The organism is Saccharibacillus deserti, from assembly GCF_013618475.1.
In the GTDB taxonomy this organism is placed as follows: Bacteria; Bacillota; Bacilli; order Paenibacillales; family Paenibacillaceae; genus Saccharibacillus; species Saccharibacillus deserti.
Map to the genome: position 1 here is coordinate 72609 of NZ_JABJVN010000007.1, position 25355 is coordinate 97963.

Here is a 25355-nt window from a genome sequence, read left to right on the forward strand (position 1 = left end):
AAATCATGACGACGCACAAGGGATTTCCGGAGAACTTTATGTGGGGCGGCGCCATCGCCGCCAATCAGGCGGAAGGCGCATGGAATATCGACGGCAAAGGACCTTCGGTCGCCGACGTGGCCAGCTATAAGCCGCATTTGAGCGTGGAAGACTATGCCGGTCATGTAGGCATCTCCACGCGGATGATCGAAGAAGCGATGGCCGATCCGAGCGACCGGGATTATCCGAAGCGCCGCGGCATCGACTTTTATCACCGGTACAAGGAAGACCTGGCGCTGTTCGCCGAAATGGGCTTCAAAACGCTGCGCGTATCGATTGCCTGGAGCCGTATTTTCCCGACCGGGGAAGAAAGCGTGCCGAACGAGAAAGGGCTGCAATTTTACGAAAATTTGTTTACCGAAATGCGGCGTCTGAACATTGAGCCGATCGTGACACTCTCGCATTATGAAATGCCGCTCGCACTCAGCCTCAAATATAACGGCTGGTACGAGCGCAAAGTCGTCGATTATTTCGTGGAATTCAGCCGGGTATGTTTTATCCGCTACCGGAACCTCGTCAAATATTGGCTGACTTTCAACGAGGTCGACAGCATCAACCGCCACCCGTTCACGACGGCGGGCATCATTCCGGACCGCTGCCCCGAAGGGCAGGAAGATCAGGTCGTGTATCAGGCGCTGCACCATCAGCTCGTCGCTTCGGCGATGGTTACCAAAGACTGTCACGAGATCATCCCGGGCAGTCAGATGGGCTGCATGCTGACCAAGCTGACGACGTATCCGAACACATGCAATCCGAACGACGTGGAGATTACGCTTCAGCGCAACCTGAACAACTACTTCTACTCCGATGTGCAGGTATTCGGCGAATATCCGATCATGACGGAACGTATTCTGGAAAACAAAGGCGTGCGGATCCGGATGGAACCGGGCGATCGCGAAGTGCTCAAAGCCCATACCGTCGACTTCGTGTCGTTCAGCTATTACATGTCGCTGACCGAATCGGCGGAAGCCGGCAAGGAACGCACCGCGGGCAATACGATCATGGGCGTTAAGAATCCGTATCTGCCGTCGACCGATTGGGGCTGGCAGATCGATCCGGTCGGCTTGAAAATTTCGCTGATCGAGCTGTACGATCGCTACAAAAAACCGCTGATCATCGTCGAAAACGGCATGGGTGCGGTCGATGAAGTGGCGGAAGACGGCTCGATCCACGACGAGTACCGTATCAAGTATTTCCGCGAGCATTTCCAGCAGATGAAAGAAGCTGTGGAAGCCGGAGTCGATCTGTTCGGCTATACGAGCTGGGCCCCCATCGACCTGATCAGCGCCTCTACGTCGCAGATGTCCAAACGCTACGGCTTCATTTACGTCGATCAGGACGATCTGGGCAACGGCACGCTTGCGCGCAGCCGCAAAGACTCGTTCCACTGGTACAAAAAAGTGATCGAGACCAACGGGGAAGAGCTCTAAACGAACCGGCTTCTCCGATCTTTCCCTCAGGAAGGGGATCAGGATGATCAAAATCAAAAAAGTGCTGAATTCCAGCGTTGTGCTCGTCGAGGACGATCAGCGCAAAGAATATATTGTATTCGGCAAAGGCATCGGCTACGGGCAGAAAACGGGCAGCCTGATCGACGAGAACCAGGTCGACCAGACGTTTGTTCCCGTCGAAGATGTCAAAGTCAAAGAGTATCTGGGCATGCTGAACGCCATCGAACCCGTATACGTCGAGCTGACGAGGGAGATCATGGCCTACGCCGAGCGCAAGCTTCGGACGAAGCTGAATCCCGGCACGTATTTCATGCTGATGGACCATTTGAGCTTCGCCGTCGAACGCTACAAGAAAGACATCAACATCACGAATAAAGTCTTCTGGGAGATCAAGAACTACTACCCGGAAGAGTTCGAGATCGGCTTGTTTGCACTGGATTTGATGAACGAACGGCTGGAACTCGCATTGCCCAAGGAAGAAGCCGCGAATATCGCATTTCACCTGATCAATGCGCAGGGCAGCAAGTCCGAGTCGAAAGATGGAATGAAATACGCCAAGCTGATCGGCAGCATCGTTAATCTGGTGCGCTATTCGCTGCATATCGATCTGGACACGGAAAACATCCATTACACGCGGTTCATCACGCACGTGAAATTTTTCGTCGAGCGCTTCTATTCGGACCGGATGCTGAAGGCCAAAGACGATATGCTGTTCGAGCAGATTGCCACGTTGTACCCGCAGGCGATGGACGGAGCATTCAAGATCAAAGCCTACGTGGAGCAGGTATACGGAAAAGTTATCACGAACGACGAATTGACTTACCTGGCGGTGCATATCCACCGTCTCATGTCTTACAACGAGCTTGAATAGCAGTCCGGGGGGGAATGTTGTTGTTCGTTTAAGAATAAGGGCCGGCTCCGGGAAAGCTGCACCTTCCGCGAAACAAGATTTTTCGCTGCGTGCTTTCACACTCCCTTTTATAGGGAGTGTGTTTTTTCCTTTCTATAGGCAAAAGCTTGTTAGCCAAGCAACAAAAAAGAAGTCGTACTCGGTTATCGGGTACGGCTTCTTGGGGTAGGGAAATCAGTTTGAGGTTGGAGAGGGCGGGAGACGGAGGAGAACTTGAATGAAGAAACGAAGTGTTCGCCTTTGTCTTTGGGAAATCTCCGCTTAAACATCCAATCCCATTTCCCAAAGGCAACAAGCGATCGGAATCAAGTTCTCCGGAGCCTTATGGCCCGGACCAACCAATCGGGGTTTCTCCAACGGCTGCCAGAAGCCGGAACTCCCTAACCCAGATTATGCTTCGACATCCACAGGACGCCGCTCTTGAGCATACGCGGCACACGGCCGGTAATCGACGTATCGCCGATCACGTTCAGACCGAAGCCGGCTTTTTGGCCGAGGGAACCGAGCATGCCTTTGAGTTTCATCGGCTTGAGCTTCGGTTTCTCGTTTTTCCAGAAGGCCAGCAGCACATGGGCGATCTGCTCGCCCTGCGCTTCCGCGGCCTGGGCGCTCGGCGCGAACTCCAGGCTGGCGCAGTCGCCGCAGACGAACACTTCCGGGTGGGTCTCGATCTGCGAATATTCGTTGATTACGACGCGTCCCGAACGGTCTTTGGTGACATTCATCTTCTGCACCACGTCGACAGGCTGGATGCCGGCCGTCCAGACGACGGCATCGGTATGCATCAGTTCGTCGCCGTTATAGAGCGCGTCCTGCTCCACGCGGCTGATCGAGACTTTGTGGCAGACTTCGACGTCGTGCTTTTTGAACCAGTCCTGCACGTAGCGCGAAATACGCGGCTGATACGACGAGAGCAGACGCTCTCCGCGGTCGAGCAGCGTGATGCGCAGATCGTGGCGGCTTTCGCGCAGCTCGGCCGCAAGTTCGATGCCGCTGAGGCCGCCGCCGACGATATGCACGTGGGCGGACGGTTTCAGGCTGCTGAGCTTGTCGTTGGTGCGGCGCGAAGCATGCAGCGACTGGATACTGAACGTGTACTCGTCCGCGCCCGGAACGCCGTGGTAATTGTCGGTGCAGCCCAGTGCGACGACCAGCTGGTCGTAAGGGACCGGCTCGTCGTTTTGCAGCAGCACTTTTTTGTTCTCCAGATCGATCTCTTCGACCGTTCCGAAATGCTTGGTGATCCGCGGATGGTTCGGGAAAGCGATACGCAGTTTGTGATCGGATACGGTCCCGGCCGCCAAAGCGTAATATTCCGTTTTGAGGCCCATAAAAGGAAGACGGTCGATCAGGGTTACGTTTACGTCCGCAGGAAGATGTTCGGTAAGAGTGTCAAGGATCGTCAGGCCGCCGTAGCCCCCGCCGAGAATAACGAGATTTTTCATATGCAGATCTCCTTGTAATTGGAATGGTCAAGCGGCCGGCCCGAAGCCTTTACTCGTATACTTCGACCTCGTTATAGAAGGTGTCGCGTTCTACCGGAATACGGCCTGCGCCTTTGATCAACCAGATCAGTTCCTTGCGCGTCAATCCTTCCGGAGTCAGGGCGCCCGCGGCGTGACTGATCCGTTCTTTGACGATGGTACCGTGGGCGTCCGAAGCGCCGAAGGTCAGCGCCATCTGGGTCAGCTGCGTGCCGATATTGATGAAATACGCTTTGATATGGTCGATATTGTCGAGCATCAGACGGCTGATTGCGATCGTCTTGAGATCTTCGTAGGCCGAGTTGCGGCGCATGATGCTGGCGTTGCGGCTCTTCGGCTGCATGGACAGCGGAATAAAGACCATGAATCCGTTCGTTTCGTCCTGAAGCTCGCGGATCTGGATCATGTGGTTGATACGGTCTTCGTGGCTCTCGATCGAACCGTACAGCATCGTCGTGTGCGTACGCATACCGATTTTGTGGGCGGTGCGGTGCACTTCGAGGTAACGGTCCACGTTGGCTTTGTCGACGCGCATCTTCTGACGGTATTCGTCGGACAGGATCTCCGCACCGCCGCCGGTCAGCGATTTGAGGCCCGCCGCCTGCAGCGCACGAAGCACTTCTTCGATCGACAGACCGCTGATGCGGGTGAAGAAGTCGATCTCCGCCGCCGTATAAGCTTTGATCGTCACTTCCGGGAAGCGCTCGTTCAGCGCGGCCAGGGAATCGACGTAATACTGGAACGGCACATTGTTGTTGTGGCCGCCGACGATATGGAACTCGCGCACGCCCGGCGTGATGTTCTCTTCGACGTAGCGGACCATCTCGTTGCCGCTCAGGGTATACGATCCTTCTTCGCCTTCGTCTTTGCGGAAGTTGCAGAAGGCGCAGTGCGCTTCGCAGACGTTAGTGAAGTACAGGCTCATATTTTCGATAAAATAGACCTTTTTGCCGTTCTTGCGCAGGTTGGCTTCGTTGGCCAGCTGGCCGATGGTCAAAATATCTTCGCTCTGATATAAATAAACGCCGTCTTCCAAGCTCAAACGCTGCCCGTTATGAACCTTCTCGGCGATTTCGGCCATGCGCTTATCCATGGTGGGATTGATGATTGTAGACATTTAGTAAGAACCTCCTCGTGGATCCCGAGGCGGCGCAACCGCACCGGAACGGGCCGGACCGAATAGGGCCGGATGAACTGACAAACGACAAAAACATGACCGCATGCCGCGGCCCTTATCTGGCTGAAACGGCCAAGCCGTTTCGGAAAGTGTGAAAAAAGTTACATCGGTAAGCTGGTTCGAATTCTTTACATCTTCGTGTCGAAATTCCGAAAATTTAAAGAGTCATTCTCCCCCATTATAAACCTACTCGCTAATCGGGGCAATACGGGGCGGGGGTGCAAATATACCCTTTATCTAGCGGCGGTGCGGGATTTGGACTTTGTACCGAACCCGCCGAAATGCTTGAGTCATGCGGCGCAGAGGCGTATAATACATGGAAGAAAGCGTAAAGGAGGAAAAACCATGATCGAAATCACGGAAGCAGCCGCTTCGCGCATCAAACAGATGCTGGAGCAGCAGGAAACGCCGGGTATGTTTCTTCGTTTGGGCGTAGCCAGCGGAGGATGCAGCGGTTTTTCGTACGCAATGGGCTTTGACAACGAGGAGTCCGATGCGGACGACGTATATATGGAGATACAGAATATCAAGTTGGTCGTTTCCAAGGAAGATCTTAAATATCTGAACGGTCTTCAAGTCGATTTCGAAGAGTCCGGCATGAGCGGCGGTTTCACGATCTTCAATCCGAATGCGGTCGCGACATGCGGCTGCGGATCTTCGTTCCGTACGCGGGAAGAAGACGAAGTATTGGCGCAGCCCTGCGACTGATTCGCTGCCAGGAGTTTCGAAATATTCGTACAAGGCTTTCGGCTTGGATGCCATTTCCGGGCTGAAAGCTTTTTTTATGGAGCCGACGCGGAGCTGTATCCGTTCGTTGGCAGGCAAGTTGTGAATTCGGGCGCAATCACCGGGTGAAACCGCGGTCTATTGCTGCACTGGCGTACCGGATTCGATCTCACGATTCAAGGAGGAAGATCGGATGAAATCCGTTTCCGTAGCAGACATTGTCAAGACGTTCAAATTGGAAGTGCTGGCAGGAGCCGACTTTCTGGACCGGGAGATCACCCGTTCCAAAGCTCACCGTCCCGGACTGGAATTCGTCGGCTATTTCGATTATTTTCCGACGAATCGGGTGCAGGTGCTTGGGCGCAAAGAAATCACGTATCTGCTCCAGCAGACTGTCGAGGAAAGAAAGCTTCATATCGGCAATATCGTCAAATATCATCCGCCGTGTTTTGTCGTGACGACGGGGCAGCAGGAGATTCCTTTTCTCGAAATGTTCTGCGATCAGGAAGGCATTCCGCTGCTGCGCACGCCTGACAAAACGACCGAATTCCTCACCAAGATCGACGGGTATCTGCTCAAATCGCTGGCGCCGGAAATGTCGATCCACGGCGTCTGCATCAATGTGTCGGGCATCGGAGTACTGCTGAGGGGGCGTTCGGGTATCGGCAAGAGCGAGACGGCGCATACGCTGATCGGCCGCGGGCACCGTTTTGTGGCGGATGACGTAGTCGTGCTCAAAAAGCTCGGCCCGTCCACGCTGCTGGGCACGCACAATACGATTACGCGGGAATTTCTGGCTCTGCGCAGCATCGGGCTGATCAACGTGGTGCGCCAGTACGGCCGTACCGCGTTCCAGGACGAGACCCGGATCGTGCTCGATATCGAGCTGACGCCGTGGGAAGACAAAGCGCTGAACAACGATCTGGAAGTGGCGGATCAGTTCACGGAGTACCTGGGCGTCAAGATCCCGCATATCGAAATTCAGCTGCAGCCGGGCCGGGATACATCGGGTCTGATCGAAGCGGCGGCGAATAACTGGTACTTGAAGCAGCTGGGGTACAGCGCGGCGGAAGAGTTCATGAGCCGACTGGAAGAAGGGGCGGAGTGACTGTTGGCGGAGGCTCGCCTGCAGGCACCGTCGCTCCAGTGAGAAGGGATAAGGGATAAGATCAAAAGATTATACAAAAAGGCTGCCCTTCGCATTGCGAATAGGGCAGCCTTTTTGGGGTTAAGGGCAGGGCAGGGCAAACAAGGGATAAGGGATGCAGTAAATATAATCGGCTTGGAACGGGCCTACAGGCATTGCAGCCGAAGTTAACCGAGCAGCGTACGGTCATCGGCCATTTTCTTGCCGCTGATCCGCTCGAATTCGCTCATCAGGCGCTCAACGGTCAGATGCTGCTTGTCGGCTTCCCCGATGTCGAGAATAATTCGGCCTTTGTCCATCATCACGAGGCGGTTTCCGAGGCGAATTGCCTGTTCCATGTTATGTGTGACCATAAGCGTGGTGAGATTCATATCGCGGACGATCTCGTCGGTCAGCGAGGTGATCAGCTCGGCCCGGGAAGGGTCGAGCGCCGCGGTATGCTCGTCGAGCAGCAGGATCTGGGGACGCGTGAACGTCGCCATAAGCAGGCTCAGTGCCTGGCGCTCGCCGCCGGACAGCAGGCCGACTTTGGCGTTCAGGCGATTCTCCAACCCGATCCCGAGGCGGCTCAGTTCGGCCTGGAAGATCTTGCGCCGTGCGCTGCTGACGCCGAACGAGAAGCCCCGGCGTTTGCCGCGCAGATAAGCCATGGCCAGATTCTCTTCGATAGTCATGCGCGGAGCCGTGCCGGCCATCGGGTCCTGGAAAACGCGGCCGATCCAGCGGCTGCGGCGGTGTTCCGGCAGAGCCGTCACGGAGCGATCCCCGATGCGGATATCGCCGGTATCCGGTCTCATGACGCCGGAGATCATATTCATCAGCGTCGACTTGCCCGCGCCGTTGCTGCCGATGACGGTAACGAAGTCGCCCGGCTCCAAATTCAGTTCGATTCCGATCAGGGCGATTTTCTCGTCGATGGTGCCGGAGTTAAACAGCTTGGATACACCCGATACATGCAGCATCAGCGGTCACCTCCTGCGGTCTCGAACGATTTGAGCAGTTCCGCGGAGCGGCGTTTGGCCGCGCCGCGCTGCTTGATTGCGCTTCGCACGGTCGGGAAGACGAGCGCCACAATCACGATAATGGCGGTAATCAGTTTGAGGTCCGATGTCTCAAAGCCTTTGATTTGCAGTGCCAGCGAGATGACAATCCGGTACACGACCGAACCGAGCACGACGGCAAGCGTCGCGCGGAACACGGTCTTGGCGCCGAACAGCGCTTCGCCGATAATGACGGAAGCGAGGCCGATCACGATCATGCCGATGCCCGAGGTGGCGTCGGCGAAGGAGGACTGCTGCGCGATCAGCGCGCCGGACAAGGCGACAAGCCCATTCGAGAGGCTGATGCCGAGAATAGTCGTGTTGTCGGTATTGGAGCCGAAGCTGCGAATCATGCGTTTGTTGTCGCCGGTCGCGCGCAGCGACAGACCGATATCGGTCTTGAGGAAAGCGTCGAGCGCCAGCTTGAAGATCAGCACGACCGCGATCATGAACGGGAACGGGGAAAAGGTGCCGAGCACCGTTTCTTCGCCCATGATCGATACGTTGGGGCTGCCGAGAATACGCAGATTGATCGAATAGAGGGCGATCATCATCAGAATGCCGGACAGCAGGCCGTTGATTTTGCCTTTGGTATGCAGCAGGCCCGTACAGGCTCCCGCCGCCATACCGGCCACAATGGCGGTCAGCGAAGCGATCCACGGCGATATGCCGTGCGAGATCATGACCGCGGCGGTAGCCGCACCGGTCGTGAAGCTGCCGTCGACCGTCAAATCGGGAAAGTCGAGAATACGGAACGTGATGTAGACGCCAAGCGCCATAAGGGCATAGAGCAGGCCCAGATAGATGGCGCCCGGCATCGAGCCGACGAAGTTTTCGAACATGAATGACGCCTCCTGTATGAAAAGGGTAGTCCCTTGTCAACACTAAAGGTAAGGTTACGCTCCCCTGAGATTTCGTACCTGAAGCGTGTACGAAGTCTCCGACGGAATCACACCTAAAGCGTGTGCATTTCAGGAAAACGTAAACCTCTGATTAAGAGTTGAAAGGGTAGTAGGGGCAAGACTTTGCGTGAAAAGAAGGTCCCCCGTAAAGCAAAACAGGATGAAGCCTAGGCTCATCCCGTTTGCATTCGGCTGGGGTTCCGGTCCGAGATCCGTCCGGCAGCATACGCTATCCGTTTGTGCGGGTCGAATCTTTTATTGAATCAGATTGTTCTCCTGGTCCTGCACTTTGCCCTTCATTCCGTCCGTTACCGTGATACCCTGGGCTTCGGCGGCTTTGAGGTTGAGGATCAGATCCAGCTTCTCCTGCATGGCGACCGGAAGATCGGCCGGTTTGGTTCCGTTCTTGAGAATATCCGCGGCCATTTCGCCTACCTGGTAGCCGTGGTCATAGTACTTGAAGCCGACGGTTGCAAAAGCGCCTTTTTCCACCGTGTCGCGGTCGCTCGAGAAGAACGGCAGCTTGTTGTCGTTGGCGATCTTGATGATCGTATCGACGGCGCTGACGACGGTGTTATCGAGCGTAATATAGAGGGCATCGACCTGTCCGACAAGCGATTCGGCCGCCTGCTGCACTTCGGAAGTATTGGTCGCGGCCGCTTTGACCAGCTTGATGCCGTGCGCCCCGAGTTCCTGCTCCGCCCGGTCGGCCATGACGACCGCGTTCGGTTCGCCTTCGTTGAGCACCAGACCTACGCTTTTGATATCCGGCATTTCTTCGGCGATAAAATCGGCCAGCTGCTTGATCGCTTCCGGATTCGTATCCGACGCCCCAGAGATGTTGGCGCCCGGCTTCTCCATGCTGGCGACGATCTTGGCACTGACCGGATCGGTTACGGCGGCGAACAAGACCGGCGTTTCTTTGACCTGTGCGGCGACGGCCTGGGCGGAAGGGGTAGCGATTGCGAATACCAGGTCGTTCTTGCTTCCGGCCAGCTTCTGGGCGATCGACAGGTTGTTGGTCGAATCGCCTTGGGCATTGTTGTAGTCGAGCGTCAGATTCTCGCCTTCAACGATTCCTGCATCTTTGAGTGCGGCGATAAAGCCTTCGCGCGTGGCGTCAAGCGAAGGGTGTTCCACGATTTGCGAGACGGCGACTTTGTAGGTTTTGGCCTCGGGGGTCTCGGATGTGCCGCCACCTTGCGAACCGGTAGCCGACTCCGTTTGGCCGCAGCCAGCCAGGGCGGCGAGGGACAAAGTCAGGACGAGCGGAAGCCATTTCTTTTTCAGCATAAATCGTGAACCCCTTTCTATGACTCTCTGTGGTAAGGCTTTTGCCCGGTACCGGCCGCTTTCTTTTAATGGAAAACCGCGAAACCGCATTGTTGCTTCCATGTGATAAAGGATAAAAGCAAGCGGAGGCTAAAAGTTGCGGCCGGTGAAGGTTTTCTCCTATCTTACGTTGAGCATTTGCCGGCAGTCAATCCGAAATTGTATCTTTTGCAAATAAAAAGAGGCCCGCTGCCGAAATCGCGATGATTTCGGCAGCGGACCTCTTGGAAGACATGCCGGTCACGATCGGCGGAAGCTGCCGGGCATTCCCGCTCCGTAACGATCGACCATGCTAACGAGCAGCAGGGCGGCCGTGATCCAGTGTCCGAACATGCCCCAGACCGGGACGGAGAACAGCAGGCAGGTGACGATCCCCGCCGCCGATCCGTAGAACGACTGCCGGTGCTGCAGCGACATTAGAAGCGTAACGGCGTGCAGAGCGAACATAACCGCGGAAATTCCCCAACCACTGCCCATGACGACCATGCCGCCGAGCAGCGGAAGACCGAGGATGAGCTCAAACAAGCCGCTGACTCCTTTAAATGTGCGTGCGAGCACCATATGATACTCCCCCAGATTCCTTATGTGTTTTAGAGTGAATAATACGGTATAATACCCAGCTTATTGGAAAATGAAACACGAAGTGGAACGCGAACGATTTTTCCAGGTGCTCAGGAAGCGATCGTCCGGAAAAAATCGGCGAATCGGATATCGTTTATCTGCCAGTTGATCAGGGCGATCAGAGCCAGATGAACGGGATAGAACGATCGCCACAGCCAGCGGGGCAGGCGTATTTCGGTACGGGTCTCGGGAGCGGAGCCCTGAATACCGGCAATAAAGAGCGTGGTCACGATACTGTAGAATTGGGTCACGCTTTGGGACACAAGCAGATATAGGACGTTCAGCGCAAAATGCCCGCCTGCCATCGACCAGACATTCGGCATATACCGGTAGATCAGCACCAGCAGCACGCCGTAAGTGGCGTAATCGAACTGCAGCGCTTCCAGCGGCCAGTAGGTCAGCAGAACCAGCAGAATGCCAACGGTCCATTGAATCGCCGCCTGGTCTTTGAAATAGTCGATAGCCATCACGATCAGCAGCGCCACAAGCAGGGTTCCGATCACATTGACTCCCGCTGTGAGGAAAGCCAGCATGAACGGGATTTGCGATAGCAGGGCCAGGCCAAGCAGCCGCAGGGCGTAGCGTTTCGGGCTGCGTGTGCGCCGGTAGCCTGCGACGAGCAGATAGCAGTAAATCGGGAAAGCGATCCTGCCGACGATGCGCATCCAGCGTTCATCCGGAAAAAAGACATAGCCCAGATGATCGATCAGCATCGTAATCATGGCAATCAGCTGCATGCTTCAAGCCCCTTTCGCCGTCTATAGGAACTTGTCCTGCAGGCTCCACCAGGTCAAAGTCAGGCACACAATCAAAAATACGGTAAAAGCGATCACCGGACCGAAGCGTTTTTCTTTCCAAAACTTGATGCCGAGCATAACCATAAAAGCGGCAATCATCAACAAAATAATGATTTCGACGATCGAAATGACCAAATAGAGATTACTGGCGAATCCTTCCACGCGGGTTCCTCCTCATAAATAGTAGAAACGGTGCTGTCTATAGATCGAACGGCAAGGATAAAAGGAGATTTGTCACGTTCGCTCCCATCATACCATGCCGGGGGCAAACACGGGAAAGCCGGGGCTTGTGGATAAAGTTATCCCCAAATCCACAGCGTCATATGAAGCTCCTTTGCGTCTTATACCCACATTATACACAAACTGCCCACAGGAAACGGGGGATAACCGGGCCTTTTAGGCAAACAAAAAGCCCGTCGTACCGGGCGCCGCGGCGCTGGGAGGCATGACGGGCATAAATATGGCAATTCTGTGGATAATTATCGTTTCATGTTGCTGCTGTGGCCCGGGGAGAGTTTGGCTTCCGGATCGAAGTAAACTTTGGCATTGTTCACGGCCGTCGGCGCTTCGCCGAACCCGACTGCGATCAGCTTCAGTTTGCCCGGATACGTCGTAACATCGCCCGCGGCAAAGATGCCGGGAATGCTCGTCTCCATGCGCGTGTCGACCACGATCGAATTGCTTTGGATCTCGATGCCCCATTCGGAGATCGGACCGAGGGAAGAGACGAAGCCGAAATTGACGATGACATCATCCACTTCGATCTCCTGCGTTTCCTGCGTTTTGACGTTCGACAAAACGACGCGTTCGATACGTTCTTCGCCGATCAATTCCGTGATTTCCGTCGGCGTGACCACATTGACCTTGGAGGCCATCAGGTTCTCCACGCTGTGTTCGTGCGCACGGAATTTGTCGCGGCGGTGGATCAGCGTCACCTGCTCGGCGATCGGCTCCAGCATCAGCGCCCAATCGACCGCGGAATCGCCGCCGCCGCTGAGCAGCACTTTGCGGCCCGCGAATTTGCTCAGGTCGCTGACGAAGTAATGCAGGTTCTGTCCTTCGAAACGCTCCGCGCCTTCCAGGGCAAGGCGGCGGGGTTCGAAAGCGCCCACGCCCGCAGTGATGACAACGGACTTGGCATAATGGACGCCTTTGTCGGTCGTGACTTTGAACCGCTGCTCTTCTTCCTTGTCGACCGCGATTACTTTTTCTTCGAGACAAATTTCCTGATCGAAATGATTCATCTGCTCGACAAGCTGGTTAACCAATTCCTGTGCGGTCACTTTCGGGAAACCGGCTACGTCGTAAATATATTTTTCGGGATAAAGCGCGGCCAACTGCCCGCCAAGCTGAGGCATACTTTCGATCAGCTTTACGGACGCCTGACGCATTCCCCCGTAAAAAGCGGCGAACAAACCGGCAGGACCGCCGCCGATGATTAAAATATCGGCAAGATGTTCGCCGTTAGGGTTCTCTGTCACTGGATAAGCACCTCCGAAGGTATGAATCGTTATGAATCTATCGAAATGAATGGGTTTTTGCAATCTCACTCATTATAAACTCGTTTTTCCCCGGATTGCAAAGCGTATTCCCGGCTTTTTTCGCTGTTTCGGCCTCGGCGGGCGGTCCTGCCGGCCAATTGCCTGCCGCAGCTCCGGAAAAAGCCGTTCCAGGGCGCGTATTTTTCGGTTCTCTGACAAGTATGAATATTTTTTGTCCGTTTTGCGTCTGTTTTTCAAATTTTTCTTTGTATTATGAAGCGGAAAAGCGTACAATGTATGTGATAAAAGTCGCAGCCAAGATGCGGACGGGATAAACTTAAAAGTGGGCGAGTTCTCTCCGTTTTTGTGTAACTTTTCACATGAGGCTCCAACCTTGCAAGAGGTTATCCCATAAATGACTATGAATCGAAAAGGGGTAAGGAAAACAATGAACAGCATTCCCAAAATCGTAATCCTGGGCGCAGGGTACGCCGGTATTCTCGCGGCTCAAAACCTGCAAAAAAAGCTCAAAAACAACGAAGCCGACGTTACACTGGTTAACCGTCACGACTACCACTACTTCACTACGGAACTGCACATGCCGGCAGCAGGCACGCAGCCGGAAGAGAAAACCTACGAGAAGATCTCCAACCTGGTCGACGAGTTCAAGATCGATCTCGTGAAATCGAATGTAACGGAAATCAAACCGGAAACGCGTCAAGTGGTACTGGAAGACGGTACGCTGTCGTACGATTACCTGATTATCGCCCTGGGCGGCGATCCGGAAACGTTCGGCATCCCGGGCATGAAAGAGCATGCGTTCTCGATCCGCAGCATCAACTCCGTTCGCGCAATCCGCGAGCATATCGAGACGCAGTTCAAGGAATTCAAAAAAGACGGCGACGAAACCCGCTTGAACTTCGTAGTCGGCGGCGCCGGCTTCACAGGAATCGAATTCGTCGGCGAATTGGCGAACCGTCTGCCTGAGATGGCGAAACAATACGGAGTCGATCCTGCGAAAGTCGGATTGTACAACGTCGAAGCCGCTCCTTCCGCGCTGCCGGGCTTTGATCCGGAGCTGGTCACGTACGCCATGGACACGCTGACGAAAAAAGGCGTGACGTTCCGCATCGGCGTACCGGTTAAAGCTTGCGACGAAAACGGCGTAACGGTTGGCGAAGGCGAACGCATCGAAGCCAAAACCGTCGTATGGACCGGCGGTATCCGCGGCAACCATCTGATCGAAGACGCAGGCTTCGAAGCCATGCGCGGACGCGTCAAAGTCGACGAGTACCTCAAAGCTCCGGGCCACGACAACGTATTCGTCATTGGCGACGGTTCCCTCATGATCGGACCTGAAGGCCGTCCTTACCCGCCGACCGCCCAAATCGCCATGCAGCAGGGCGAGCGCGTCGCGAAGAATCTGGTAGCGACGATTCGCAACCAGCCGACGGAGAAATTCGTGTTCAGCAACAAGGGTACCGTCGCTTCCCTGGGCAAAGGCGAAGCCGTTGCCGTTGTAGCCGGCAAGAAGATCAAAGGCTGGCCGGCAGCCCAACTGAAAAAAGTGGTCGATGCCCGCTATCTGTTCGTGATCGGCGGTATGGGCCTCGTTCTGAAAAAAGGTCGTTTCCTGTAAGCCGGACCTTTCGACGCGGCGTTTGTACCGGTTCGCCGGAGCCGCTGATGCTTTACTGAATCAAAGCCGTCTTCGCACCGTTTATGCGGTACGCGAAGGCGGCTTTTTTCACTTTTTCGCGAAGAATTGGACAAATCTTGAAAAATGCGGATTATGCTGGATTCCGAGAGGAGGGAGCACGATGAATTACAAGCTTTTGATCGCCGACGACGAACCGGATCTGCTCGATATGCTGGGAAGCTACTTTCGCAAATGCGGTTACGAGGTGCTGTCGGCTTCCGGAGGCGAAGAAGCGATTCGTCTTGCCGCGCGGCATCCCGATCTGATCCTGCTGGATATCGGGATGCCGGGGATAGACGGATTGGAAGTCTGCCGCAGCTTGCGCGACACTGTAGCCTGCCCGATCCTGTTTCTGACAGCCCGCGTCGAAGAGGCCGACAAGGTAAGCGGCTTTGCCGCCGGCGGCGACGATTATATCGTCAAGCCGTTCGGCATGGCTGAGTTGGAGGCGCGAGTCGGTGCGCATCTGCGCAGGGAGGAACGCCAGACCGGCCGGTCCGAGGTGAAATTTGCCGGCGGCCTGGTTATCAACTATTCGGCGGCCGAACTATCGCACCGGGGAGTCGGCATCCCATTGACCCGCCAGGAGTACCGGATCGCGGAGCTGCTGTCGCTGCATGCGGGTCGAGTATTCGGCAAGGAAGAGATTTACGAGCGGATCCGAGGGCATGAAGGAGAGGGCAGCAGCGCTGTCGTGGCGGAACATATTCGCAAGTTGAGAGGCAAATTGACCGCGGCCGGAGCTGAGTCTCCGATCCATACGATATGGGGGTTGGGATACAAATGGAAATCCTGAATAGGAATTCGCAGGCAGCTCTGCCTAAAAGAACAAGCATCCGTTTTCGATCGGTGTTGACCGAGTTTCTGCTTCTGACTCTGGTATTGACGGCGCTGGTCGTGCTCCTGTCGCAGGTCACGACGCACGAGGCATCGAGCCGATACGGGATATTGAAAGCCTCCTATTGGGACAAACTTCCTTATACCTGGAAAGCCGTTTCCGATCATGGAGTCGTGAGAGAAGTCGGCCCTGATGAAAGGAGCAGTTCCAGAATTCGCGTGTACGAAAACGGAAGCACGGGACCGCGTTTTGCCGATTTTACGTTAGCGCATAAGCTGAAAGGCGGCTTTTACCTGTTTGTTCAGTACACGGCTCCTTATGCTTACGCGTTTATTCTGCTCGGCGGCAGCTTGTTCCTGTTCTACCGCCGCCGTATTCGCAGGCCGCTCCGCACGTTGATCGAGTCTGCGAATCGAGCAGCTTCAGGCGACCTGGATTTTCGTGTCGCTGTCTGCGGTCGCGACGAGTTCGGCCGAATCGGCGAAGCGTTCGAAAAAATGCGCGGCGGACTTGAACGCAGCAGTCGGGAAGTATGGAGGGTCGCCGAAGAGCGCCGACGTTTAAACGCGGCTTTCTCGCATGATCTGCGCACTCCTTTGGCCGTACTAAAGGGAAGGATCGACCTGTTAGCCGATTTCTATCCTTCGGGCGAATTGGATCGCGAAGAGACACTGTCCGCGATCTCGGCTCTTCGTCGCAACGCCGAACGGCTGGAACGCTATGTTGCATCCATGACTTCCGTGCAAAAGCTCGACGAGCTGCAGCCGCAGCCTCGAGAGGTCGAACTTTCGGAGCTGATCGAAGATTTACGCGAGACCGCCGAAACCTTAAGCGGTTCCCGCACGCTGATCTTCGGTCCCGTACTGCCGGCAAACTTGTCGCTGGACGCCAACCTTGTTGCCCGGGTTTTCGAGAATCTGATCGTCAATACCGAACGCTTCGCCGCCGAAAAGATTTCGGTTTCCTTCGAGCAAAGCGTCGATTCGCTTCGGATTGTCGTCTCCGACGACGGACCCGGTTTTTCGGCCGAAGCTTTGCGCCGCGCTTCGGAGCCGTATTACCGCGGGGACGAAACCCAAGGCGATGTCCATTTCGGCTTGGGTCTTTATATCTGCCGCTTGCTTTGCGAGAAACACGGCGGGAGCCTGACTCTCGGCAACGCGTGCTCGGGCGGCGCCGAAGCTGCTGCCGCATTCAAAGTTTTTGAGCAAGAGTGATAATTTACTTTTTGTGGTTTTACTTTAATCATTTTGCAATAAACCTTGACATGTATCGTATAATAGAAATTAATTTAACATTGAACTTTTACGATAACCAAATTAATTCGGGCCCTTTACAGCCTGAAATCAATCTTATAACCTGAACCCAGCTCCTATCGCGGAGTTGGGTTTTTCGTCGTTATAGAAGCCTTTTTCGATTGAAAAGCATAATAAAACGAATGGGGACATGCAAAAGTGATCTTGAACAAATGGATGCCAGCGTTAACCGCGCTCGTTTTGGTCCTGCTTGCGACCGGCTGCGGTTCCGAGGAAAACCGGATCGCGGGAAACTGGAAAATCTTTATCGGAGACGAAGCGCACGCCTATCTGGAGATCGGCCCGGAACGACTGATCAGCACGGTAGGATCGGAAAAGCCGATAACGGCGGATTATACGTTCACAGAAACCGAGGGCGGGCATTTTATGCTGGACGTGTTCAATCCGGAAACCCGGAAGAACGAGCTGTTGTTCGAAGGTTATTTCGAGGATAAAAACACGATAAAAGTTGTGAACACGCCAAGCGGACCGATCGAAAACAGCAAGCTGATCCGGGTCGACGTATCGGCGGAAAAACAAAAAGAGCTGAATAAAACGTCGTCGGCGCCGGCAAGCGAGCAGCCCGCAAAGGACGAAGTCCGAGCCGGAACAAAGCCCGAAGAAGCGGAATCCATGGAAGCGAAATCGGAAGAAGCGGAACCGAAAATCCGTACGGAAGCGGAACCGAAAGCTGCCGCGGAATCTGGGCTGCAAAGCCGATATGCGGCGAAAGCCGATCAGTTGGACCGATCGATCGAAGAAGAAGCCGAAAAATTGTTCGCGCACGATACCCGGCCCGGTTTTTACGGCGGATACTACGAAGACTGGGATAACCTGCTGCAAGAAACCTGGAACGAGTTAAAAGCGACCATGCCGAGCGAAGCGTTCGAACGATTAAAAGCGGAGCAAATCGAATGGATTAAAAAGAAAGAAAAGCGTTTTAACGAATTCACGGACACGGTCGCTTCCGAACGGGCCGCAGGCATGGATTATTTAGCTTTTGAAACAAAAGAGAGAACGTATTATTTGATCCGAAATCATATGCAATGATCCCCATCCCCGCGCCCAACTTAAGGTGGGGAAACGTCGAAGAGCCCCGGACGAGCATAGTCCCGGGCTCTTCGACGTTTCTGCACGACGCACGCATACATACGACATACCTGGCGGGAGGCGAAGAGTTCGAGCGGAGAGCGCAGCGATCGCCTCTGTAATCGAAAAATTCCCGCTTGCTCTAACTCTAATGGAAATTTCTCGATTACAGGAAGCGATGCAGCCGAACTCTTCGCCTGACGGCCCCGCATCCACATGCCCGCCCGTGCCCACTCGCAAAAAACAAGCGCCCCAGACGACCGAAGCAGTCGTCTAAAGCGCTCAATTCCACCGTTTCCCCGCCGAAAATTAAACTTTCAGCATCTCCTGGGCTTTTTCCCAATCCAGCAGATTCCCGACGTAAAACGCGCCGAATTCCCCGTAACGCGCGCTGACTTCGTCGAAACGCATCTCGTAAATCAGTTTTTTGAACTGAAGCGCATCGTCGGAGAACAAGGTGACGCCCCATTCCCAATCGTCGAAACCGACCGAGCCAGTGATGATCTGTTTGACTTTGCCCGCGTAGCTGCGTCCGATCAGGCCGTGGCTGCGCATCATCGCTTTGCGGTCGTCCATCGACAGCATGTACCAGTTATCGTTCAGCTCGCGCTTTTTGTTCATCGGATAGAAGCAAATATGGGCCGATTTCGGCAGTTCCGGTTTCAAGCGGGCGATGATCTGCGGATTTTGCATCGGATCTTCGCCTTCTTTGCCCAGATAGTTGCTCAGTTCCACAACGCTCACGTAGGAATATTCCTTGGTCGTGAATTTGGCGAAGTCCGTCTTGTTGAACGCGATCTCCAGTTTGTTCAGGTCTTCCAGCGTCTCGCGCAGGTACATGAACACGAAATCGGCTTTCTGGCCGACGATCGAATAGACGGCGGTGCTGCCGGTTCCGCTTTGGGCGGTCACTTCGAATTCTTTCATAAACTCTTCCAGATCTTCGATCGCGCCCGCGCGTTCCTCGTGATCCGCCGCTTTCCACAGCGTCCAGTCGATGGAACGGAAATCATGCAGGCAATACCAGCCTTCAAGCGTCAGTGTAGCTTCGTTCATGAATCGATCACTCCCAAATCAGATTGTATGGTGGGGATTTTCACAAGGTTTCCTGTAAAGATCCATTGCTCGTTCGTCGCGGCATAAGGTCGCCGGGATGCAAAAGGAGGGCAGCGCAAAGACGCTTTGGCGTTCTTTCCCGGTGCTTCCAGTTTCCATTGTAACGCAGGGGCGAACGCAAGAGCAATTCGAGCGCCGGAAAAGTCTGTTCGGACGGCGGGAACGGGTTCACAAAAAGATAAGCATTCCGAAGCCCGGGCTCATGCGGCGGGGAGGCCGGTTCGTATTCGCATGATTTTGCTTTCTTTCCGAGCTTTCCTGACGGAGGAATTGTGGTAAAATGAAGGGGCTCCAACGAACCTGTCCAGAGCCAAGGGCGCGTTCCGCGGAGTACGTCTATTTTTACCTGCAATTTGCAAGGACAAGAGGGGGACATCCGCAGATGCGCATGAAGAGCCTGCTGCACTACACGGAACATCACCGTTATTATACGTATCGCGATTTCAGCCTGAGCAGTCTGGACGACCGCATGCTGACCTTGGTCTACCAGCCGATGGTCGGGGCATCCGCCGTCGCTTTGTACCGGCTGTTGGCCCAGCACCTGCCGTCTGAACAAACGGGATACTCCAAAACGGAACAACAACGAGGGCTCTTTCTTACGCTCGGTATCGAGCCGAACGACCGGGGGAGAACGCTGATGGTCGAGAATGCTTCCAAGCTCGAAGCGGTCGGCCTGCTGCAGACCCATCGGCTGTATATGCCGGAGCAGGACCAATATATGTACGAATACGAACTGCAGCAGCCGCTGCCGCCGTCCGACTTTTTTGCGACCCAGCATCTTACGCTGCTGCTGCGGGACCGGATCGGGAAGTTCGCCGTGTTGGCTCTGCAGGAGCGCTTCTGGAACGGGGAACCGGAAGAGCTCGGCGAAAACGGACGGGCCGCGAAAGAAAATATTTCGCAGCCGTTTTATGAAATTTTTGAATTGAACACGCACGTGATCGACTATGAGCTGGAACAGGCGCTGACCGAAGCTTCGCCGGCGCGCCGCCAAAGCAAAAATATGCCGGCGGAAGATCCGCTGTTCGATTATTCCGATGTCATTTTGCATTTTCCGCGCGGAGCCCGCAACCGTCCATTCGTGGAAGGACTGCGTCACAACCGCGAACAGATGGGCATGATCAACCATGTGGCCCGCAAATTCGATCTGAACGTCGAAGATATCGTGAGACTGCTGGACGAAGAAGGCATTTTCTCGGGCGACGGGGAACTGCTGCTGGACAATCTTCAGAGCCGTGCCAACCTGACGTTCCGCCAGACCGCCAAACGGACCGAAGAACGCCAGGTCCGCGCGGCCCGCGCCGTGCGGCCGGAAGAACCGGCCGCCGAAGAAATGCCGGTCGAACACGCGGTGGAAATGGAATATTATCTCGAAGTGCCTTCGCAGTTCCAATCGAAGTGCGATATTCACCAATACAACATGCTGCTGCGGAACGAGCCGTATACCGGACTTCTGCGCAACTTTTTCCCGGGAACCGTTCCGGGTCCGTGGCTCGATATGTTCAGCAAGATCGATCTCAGCTACAAGCTGCCGGGGGAAGTCATCAATGTGCTGATCCATTACCTGGTAACCCTGCTCGGCAAAGACGGAGATCAGCGGATCAGCCGCAATTTCGTCGATTCGATCGCTTCCAACATGCTGCTGCGGCAGATCGATACGTACGAAAAAGCCGTCCGCTATATCCGCGACCAGGCCAACCCGAAGCGCCAGGCTGCCGCCCAGAGCGGCGGCACGCGCACCCGCACCGCAGGCAAAGCCGCCCGGGGCAAACCGGAACTGCCGATCGTCCAGAACTCGCCGGTCCAGACCGCTGTCAGCGACGAGGAGTTTGCCGAGTACGTCCGGATGGCCGAAGAGATGAAAGCAAGCAAGGCCAAGCCTCAGAAATGAACCGGCCGGACGCTTCTTGAATTTCCCGGATTCCGTGTCCGGTTCTCCCGACGCTCTTCACGCGAAAACAGCCGCCAACAGCGGCGCCTTTGAGCCTTCACGGTCTTTCGCCTTTGAACTTGAGCGCAGTTGCCCTGCTGGCCCTTGGGCCCTGCACGATCTTAAGCTTTTACCACCCACCCCGGCGGAGCGATGTCGAGGGGCGGCGGCTTTTGGATTTCCCGTTCCCCGAGAATCTCCGATTCGCAGGAAGGAAACCAACCGGAGCCGCCCCCGACGTCGCGGAGCGCCCAGAGAGGAGGCCCCCACCCATGACCATGGATTCGATCGGCAACGTACTGAAACAGTTCGGGAATTCCCGAATCCGTCAGCAGACGGAAGACCTGAAGAACCGTATTTTTAACGAACCGGAGGTTAGGCAGCTTCGGCTGCGGTATCCCGGATTGACGGAACAGGAACTGAGCCGCAATCTGAGCCGTTTGTACGAATATACGAAGGAAAAACAAAACTGCGCCAACTGCCCGGGTCTGGAGAATTGTCCGAACGATTTTCAGGGACATTACACGAAGCTCAGTATCGACGAAGTCGGCGAGCAGCTGCGGATCCGCGACCACAAAGCGCCGTGCAATCTGCAGTTGGCCCACCAGCGCGACCAGCAGATCAGCAGCCGGATCCGCAGTTTTTACGTGGATGAACGCGCCCTGCTGGAAGGCTACGACGAAGTGGAGATCATGATGAAAGATCCGGTGCGTTCGCCGGCCGTCAATCGCGTGTTCCGCTATATCAACGAGACGAAGACCGTGGGACTCTCCGCCAAAGGGCTGTACCTGGAAGGGCCGTTCGGCACGGGCAAGACCTTCCTGATGTGCTATCTGCTGCACGAGCTGGCGAAGCAGGGACACTCGGGGGTTATCGTGTATATGCCCGACTTTGTCGAAGACGTCAAATCGATGATCCAAGATGGAGAGAAGCTGCGCGATACCGTCGAGCTGATGAAAGAAACGGACCTGTTGATCTTCGACGATATCGGAGCGGAGAATATGGGACCCTGGGTGCGCGATCACGTGCTCGGTTCCATTTTGAACTACCGGATGAACCGCAAACCGACTTTCTATACGTCCAACTACTCGCTGTCCGCGCTGGAGAAGCATCTCAGTTTCACCAACAAAGACGGCGAAGAAGCCTACAAGGGCCAGCGCTTGATGAACCGCGTTTCTCCGTTTGTGGAAGTGGTCCGGGTACTGGGCGACAACAAACGCGGATAAGGCAAGTTCTTCACGCAATCTTCACTTACAAAAGGTTAGATATTTATAAAATAATACAATTTATTGTTTCGGTAAGTCCAATTCCGTGTTATAATTGACATGTAGACAAACGCAAGTTATCTTTAACTATGCGATTACGGTGTGAGCATTCGCACACAGCCGAGATAAATCATGAAGCACAGAAGAAGCACATATAAGGAGGAATTTTCCATGGCTATTGTAAATGTATCCGACCAAACCTTCGGAACCGAAGTGGAAGCGGGCGAAGGTACCGTTTTGGTTGATTTCTGGGCGCCTTGGTGCGGCCCTTGTAAAATGCTCGCTCCGATCCTGGACGAACTCGACGGCGAAGTTGGCGCAAACGTCAAAATCGCGAAAGTCAACGTCGACGAAAACCCGGAAACGGCTTCGCGCTTCGGCGTAATGAGCATCCCGACCATGATCTTCTTCAAGGACGGACAACCGGTCGACAAACTGATCGGCGTAAACTCCAAGGAAGCGCTGAAAGGCGTATTGTCCAAACACCAATAATTGTATGTATCCGGCGCACGGACGTTTTTTACAAGACGTCCATACGCTCGGCAGCGAAAAGCCCCGGCCTATGCCGGGGCTTTTTTCGTTCGTTCGTCTGAATCTGCGAATAGGGAGAGCGCGTGTTCGGCTTTAGGTGTATGCCGGTTCTTTTTGACGTATAATAAAAAGGGTAATGCATCGAGAGAACTTTATCGCAGGGCAAGTATACAGGGAGGTCGAAGGCAGAGTGGATACGCACCTCGAAACGATTCAGGAGCAGGAGAAAGCGATCGCGCATATCCGGGACAAACTGGCGCTGCTGCCGGAACTGCCGGGCTGCTACCTGATGAAAAACAGGGAAGGCACCATCATTTACGTCGGGAAAGCCAAGATTCTGCGCAACCGCGTACGGTCTTATTTTACAGGCAGTCACGAAGGCAAAACGCAGCGTCTGGTCGCGGATATCCGTGACTTTGAATATATTGTGACCTCGAGCAACATGGAAGCGCTGATTCTGGAATGCAACCTGATTAAACTGCACCAGCCGCGCTACAACGTGCTGCTCAAGGACGACAAGACTTTTCCTTATATCAAAATTACCAATGAGCGGCATCCGAAGCTTGAAGTGACGCGCCGGGTGCTCAAGGATAAAGCGCGCTATTTCGGTCCTTATCCGAACGCCTACGCCGCCCAGCAGACCAAGAAGCTGCTGGACCGTATGTATCCGCTGCGCAAATGCGGAGTCATGCCCAAGGAAGTCTGCCTGTATTATCATATGGGCCAATGTCTGGCGCCGTGCGTCAAAGACATCCAAAAAGAAGATTACGAAGGCATTCGCGACGAGATCGCCCGTTTCCTCGGCGGCAGCCACGAAGAGATCAAGAAAGAACTGCGCCGCAAGATGGAAGAAGCTGCCGAAGATTTGTATTTCGAGCGGGCCAAAGAACTCCGCGACCAGATCCAGAATATCGAAGCGGTCATGGAAAAGCAGAAGATCAACGCCACGGACAAAAAAGACCGGGATGTCTTCGGCTATTCCGTCGACAAAGGCTGGATGTGCGTACAGATTCTCTATATCCGCCAAGGCAAAATGATCGAACGGCACGCGTCGAGCTTTCCGTTCTACGGCGAAGCGTACGCCGATTTCCTGTCCTACGTGACGCAGTATTACAGCGATAACCCGGCGCTGCCGCAGGAGATTCTGCTGCCGGCGAACGAAGAAGACAGCGGCGCCGCGGCTGTGGGCGAAGAACGTCCGGCCGCGGCGGCTTCGCGGGCCGATATCATGGCGGCGAACGATGCCGCCGACGCGGACGGAGACGACGAAGAAACCGTTTCGTCGGATGACGCGTCCGCGGCTGCAGAGGCGGGCGAAGCCGCTGCAGCCGCCCGGGCGGGGGCCGCCGCGGGAACAGGCGGCCTGATCGGCGCAGCCGCCGAAGCGGCAGTGGGCGAAGCGCTGCCGCAGGTTGCGGAAGCGAAGGCGGAATATGCCGCCGCTTCCGCCGGGGGCGCGGACGCAGACGCGCCGGAAGGGCCGCGGGCCGAAGAGGCCGCGCAGCCGGAAGACGGACAGAGTCTGTCGGGGCTGGGCGACGTGAACGGCGCGGCCGCGCTGCAGCAGTGGCTGGGCGTCAAGACGCTTGTGCCCAAGCGCGGTTCGAAACGCAAGATGGTCGGGATGGCGTGCGAGAACGCACGGGTCTCGCTCGAAGAAAAGTTCCGCCTGATCGAGCGGCATGAAGAACGGACAAGCGGCGCGGCCGATCGGCTGGGTCATGCGCTCGGGTTCGACAGCCTGTACCGTGTCGAAGCCTTCGATAACTCGAACATTCAGGGCACGAATCCGGTCTCGGCGATGGTCGTGTTCCTGGACGGCAAGCCCGCGAAGCAGGAATACCGCAAGTACAAAGTCCGCACCGTCAAGGGAGCGGACGATTACGCGACGATGCGCGAGGTCATCCGCCGCCGCTACGAACGCGTGCTCAAGGAAAATCTGCCGATGCCCGATCTGGTTCTGGTCGACGGCGGCAAAGGCCAAATCTCGGTGGCGATCGATGTGCTGGAGAACGAACTGGGGTTGAATATTCCGGTTGCCGGTCTGGTCAAAGACGCCAAGCACAGGACCGCCCAGCTGATGAGCGGAGATCCGCCGCAGGTAGTGCCGCTGGCCCGCGACAGCGAAGAGTTTTACCTGCTGCAGCGGATCCAAGACGAAGTCCACCGCTTCGCGATCTCGTTCCACCGCGAGCAGCGGGCCAAATCGATGGTAACGTCGAAGCTGGATTCGATTCCGGGCATCGGCGACAAGCGGCGCCAGCTGCTGCTCAAGCACTTCGGTTCGCTCAAGAAGATTCGCGAAGCTTCGGTCGAAGACTTCCGTCCGCTGTCGATCGGCGACAAGCTGGCACGCCAGATTCTGGATGCCCTGAAGGAAGAACCGACTCCAAATCCGAACGATTAAGCCCGGTTTTAGTGACGCCCTGCTCTTACCTGCCTTTACTTTTGCGCGGGGGCTCGATATAATGGTCAGTAATTGTAT

General features: G+C 55.3%; 22 protein-coding genes. 12 read left to right on the top strand and 10 right to left on the bottom strand.

The genetic code is table 11. From position 1 onward, the window contains the following. The first annotated feature begins 5 nt into the window (after positions 1–5). Positions 6–1469 (top strand): glycoside hydrolase family 1 protein, encoded by a 1464-nt coding sequence (locus tag HOP44_RS17035; RefSeq protein ID WP_172255447.1) that lies wholly within the window; start codon positions 6–8, stop codon positions 1467–1469. Positions 1470–1512: 43 nt separating this feature from the next. Next, positions 1513–2361 (top strand): PRD domain-containing protein, encoded by an 849-nt coding sequence (locus HOP44_RS17040; RefSeq protein ID WP_172255457.1) that lies wholly within the window; start codon positions 1513–1515, stop codon positions 2359–2361. Between the two features lie 419 nt (positions 2362–2780). Here the strand turns inward: HOP44_RS17040 and HOP44_RS17045 are convergent, their stop codons facing one another. Further along, positions 2781–3845 carry an NAD(P)/FAD-dependent oxidoreductase gene (locus HOP44_RS17045; protein WP_172255459.1) on the bottom strand — a complete coding sequence of 355 codons (1065 nt, stop codon included), beginning with the start codon at positions 3843–3845 and terminating at the stop codon, positions 2781–2783. 49 nt (positions 3846–3894) lie between these two features. Then, positions 3895–5001, bottom strand: coding sequence for an aminofutalosine synthase MqnE (gene mqnE / locus HOP44_RS17050; protein ID WP_172194928.1), 1107 nt, complete (start codon positions 4999–5001; stop codon positions 3895–3897). 405 nt (positions 5002–5406) lie between these two features. On the opposite strand from mqnE, the gene HOP44_RS17055 reads away from it, so the two are divergent. Together HOP44_RS17055 and hprK are read left to right on the top strand one after the other, a co-directional pair. Continuing rightward, the gene (locus HOP44_RS17055; protein WP_172194929.1) at positions 5407–5769 is read left to right on the top strand and encodes a HesB/IscA family protein; all 363 of its coding nucleotides are present in this window, start codon (positions 5407–5409) and stop codon (positions 5767–5769) included. A gap of 211 nt (positions 5770–5980) precedes the next feature. Next, positions 5981–6895 carry an HPr(Ser) kinase/phosphatase gene (gene hprK, locus HOP44_RS17060; RefSeq protein WP_172255461.1) on the top strand — a complete coding sequence of 305 codons (915 nt, stop codon included), beginning with the start codon at positions 5981–5983 and terminating at the stop codon, positions 6893–6895. A gap of 206 nt (positions 6896–7101) precedes the next feature. Here the strand turns inward: hprK and HOP44_RS17065 are convergent, their stop codons facing one another. The 7 genes from HOP44_RS17065 to HOP44_RS17095 form a co-directional block, all read right to left on the bottom strand. Then, a complete protein-coding gene (locus tag HOP44_RS17065; RefSeq protein ID WP_172255463.1) occupies positions 7102–7896 on the bottom strand; it encodes an ABC transporter ATP-binding protein in 795 nt (264 codons plus the stop codon). Beyond that, a complete protein-coding gene (locus tag HOP44_RS17070) occupies positions 7896–8816 on the bottom strand; it encodes an ABC transporter permease (RefSeq protein WP_172255465.1) in 921 nt (306 codons plus the stop codon). The genes HOP44_RS17065 and HOP44_RS17070 overlap by 1 nt, the downstream gene beginning before the upstream one ends. Before the next feature lie 315 nt (positions 8817–9131). After that, complete coding sequence (locus HOP44_RS17075) at positions 9132–10169, bottom strand: ABC transporter substrate-binding protein (protein ID WP_172255467.1); 1038 nt, start codon at positions 10167–10169, stop codon at positions 9132–9134. A gap of 279 nt (positions 10170–10448) precedes the next feature. After that, positions 10449–10733, bottom strand: a complete 285-nt coding sequence (locus HOP44_RS17080; RefSeq protein ID WP_172255469.1) for a hypothetical protein — start codon at positions 10731–10733, stop codon at positions 10449–10451. Between the two features lie 146 nt (positions 10734–10879). Continuing rightward, a complete protein-coding gene (locus HOP44_RS17085; protein WP_172255471.1) occupies positions 10880–11566 on the bottom strand; it encodes a TraX family protein in 687 nt (228 codons plus the stop codon). 21 nt (positions 11567–11587) lie between these two features. Continuing rightward, entirely contained in the window at positions 11588–11788 is a 201-nt protein-coding gene (locus HOP44_RS17090) for a hypothetical protein (RefSeq protein ID WP_172255473.1), read from the bottom strand. A gap of 317 nt (positions 11789–12105) precedes the next feature. Next, on the bottom strand, positions 12106–13107 hold the full coding sequence (locus HOP44_RS17095) for an FAD-dependent oxidoreductase (RefSeq protein WP_172255475.1): 1002 nt from the start codon (positions 13105–13107) through the stop codon (positions 12106–12108). A 448-nt stretch (positions 13108–13555) separates the two neighbouring features. Between HOP44_RS17095 and HOP44_RS17100 the strand changes: the two genes are divergently transcribed. From HOP44_RS17100 to HOP44_RS17115, 4 genes are all read left to right on the top strand, one after another. Further along, positions 13556–14746: an NAD(P)/FAD-dependent oxidoreductase gene (locus HOP44_RS17100; RefSeq protein ID WP_172255477.1), complete on the top strand. Its 1191-nt coding sequence runs from the start codon at positions 13556–13558 to the stop codon at positions 14744–14746. Positions 14747–14927: 181 nt separating this feature from the next. After that, entirely contained in the window at positions 14928–15602 is a 675-nt protein-coding gene (locus HOP44_RS17105; protein ID WP_172255479.1) for a response regulator transcription factor, read from the top strand. Then, the gene (locus HOP44_RS17110; RefSeq protein WP_172255481.1) at positions 15590–16861 is read left to right on the top strand and encodes a HAMP domain-containing sensor histidine kinase; all 1272 of its coding nucleotides are present in this window, start codon (positions 15590–15592) and stop codon (positions 16859–16861) included. Before HOP44_RS17105 ends, HOP44_RS17110 begins: the two co-directional genes overlap by 13 nt. Positions 16862–17098: 237 nt before the next feature. Beyond that, a complete protein-coding gene (locus HOP44_RS17115; RefSeq protein ID WP_172255483.1) occupies positions 17099–17989 on the top strand; it encodes a lysozyme inhibitor LprI family protein in 891 nt (296 codons plus the stop codon). Between the two features lie 348 nt (positions 17990–18337). On the opposite strand, the gene hemQ is transcribed toward HOP44_RS17115, so the two are convergent. Further along, positions 18338–19084 carry a hydrogen peroxide-dependent heme synthase gene (gene hemQ / locus HOP44_RS17120; RefSeq protein WP_172255485.1) on the bottom strand — a complete coding sequence of 249 codons (747 nt, stop codon included), beginning with the start codon at positions 19082–19084 and terminating at the stop codon, positions 18338–18340. Positions 19085–19526: 442 nt separating this feature from the next. On the opposite strand from hemQ, the gene HOP44_RS17125 reads away from it, so the two are divergent. The 4 genes from HOP44_RS17125 (at position 19527) to uvrC (ending at position 25277) form a co-directional block, all read left to right on the top strand. Further along, positions 19527–21035: a replication initiation and membrane attachment family protein gene (locus tag HOP44_RS17125; protein ID WP_172194941.1), complete on the top strand. Its 1509-nt coding sequence runs from the start codon at positions 19527–19529 to the stop codon at positions 21033–21035. Between the two features lie 317 nt (positions 21036–21352). Then, entirely contained in the window at positions 21353–22300 is a 948-nt protein-coding gene (dnaI, locus tag HOP44_RS17130) for a primosomal protein DnaI (protein WP_172195104.1), read from the top strand. A gap of 210 nt (positions 22301–22510) precedes the next feature. Beyond that, complete coding sequence (gene trxA / locus HOP44_RS17135; protein ID WP_172194942.1) at positions 22511–22831, top strand: thioredoxin; 321 nt, start codon at positions 22511–22513, stop codon at positions 22829–22831. Between the two features lie 229 nt (positions 22832–23060). After that, positions 23061–25277 (top strand): excinuclease ABC subunit UvrC, encoded by a 2217-nt coding sequence (uvrC, locus tag HOP44_RS17140; protein ID WP_172255487.1) that lies wholly within the window; start codon positions 23061–23063, stop codon positions 25275–25277. The last annotated feature ends 78 nt before the right edge of the window (positions 25278–25355 follow it).

Excerpts from the sequence above, each read along its gene's own strand:
- HOP44_RS17035 (WP_172255447.1), top strand. The coding sequence starts at position 6 with ATGACGACGCACAAGGGATTTCCGGAGAACTTTATGTGGGGCGGCGCC.
- HOP44_RS17040 (WP_172255457.1), top strand. The coding sequence starts at position 1,513 with ATGATCAAAATCAAAAAAGTGCTGAATTCCAGCGTTGTGCTCGTCGAG.
- HOP44_RS17045 (WP_172255459.1), bottom strand. The coding sequence starts at position 3,845 with ATGAAAAATCTCGTTATTCTCGGCGGGGGCTACGGCGGCCTGACGATC.
- mqnE (WP_172194928.1), bottom strand. The coding sequence starts at position 5,001 with ATGTCTACAATCATCAATCCCACCATGGATAAGCGCATGGCCGAAATC.
- HOP44_RS17055 (WP_172194929.1), top strand. The coding sequence starts at position 5,407 with ATGATCGAAATCACGGAAGCAGCCGCTTCGCGCATCAAACAGATGCTG.
- hprK (WP_172255461.1), top strand. The coding sequence starts at position 5,981 with ATGAAATCCGTTTCCGTAGCAGACATTGTCAAGACGTTCAAATTGGAA.
- HOP44_RS17065 (WP_172255463.1), bottom strand. The coding sequence starts at position 7,896 with ATGCTGCATGTATCGGGTGTATCCAAGCTGTTTAACTCCGGCACCATC.
- HOP44_RS17070 (WP_172255465.1), bottom strand. The coding sequence starts at position 8,816 with ATGTTCGAAAACTTCGTCGGCTCGATGCCGGGCGCCATCTATCTGGGC.
- HOP44_RS17075 (WP_172255467.1), bottom strand. The coding sequence starts at position 10,169 with ATGCTGAAAAAGAAATGGCTTCCGCTCGTCCTGACTTTGTCCCTCGCC.
- HOP44_RS17085 (WP_172255471.1), bottom strand. The coding sequence starts at position 11,566 with ATGCAGCTGATTGCCATGATTACGATGCTGATCGATCATCTGGGCTAT.
- HOP44_RS17100 (WP_172255477.1), top strand. The coding sequence starts at position 13,556 with ATGAACAGCATTCCCAAAATCGTAATCCTGGGCGCAGGGTACGCCGGT.
- HOP44_RS17105 (WP_172255479.1), top strand. The coding sequence starts at position 14,928 with ATGAATTACAAGCTTTTGATCGCCGACGACGAACCGGATCTGCTCGAT.
- HOP44_RS17110 (WP_172255481.1), top strand. The coding sequence starts at position 15,590 with ATGGAAATCCTGAATAGGAATTCGCAGGCAGCTCTGCCTAAAAGAACA.
- hemQ (WP_172255485.1), bottom strand. The coding sequence starts at position 19,084 with ATGAACGAAGCTACACTGACGCTTGAAGGCTGGTATTGCCTGCATGAT.
- HOP44_RS17125 (WP_172194941.1), top strand. The coding sequence starts at position 19,527 with ATGCGCATGAAGAGCCTGCTGCACTACACGGAACATCACCGTTATTAT.
- dnaI (WP_172195104.1), top strand. The coding sequence starts at position 21,353 with ATGGATTCGATCGGCAACGTACTGAAACAGTTCGGGAATTCCCGAATC.
- trxA (WP_172194942.1), top strand. The coding sequence starts at position 22,511 with ATGGCTATTGTAAATGTATCCGACCAAACCTTCGGAACCGAAGTGGAA.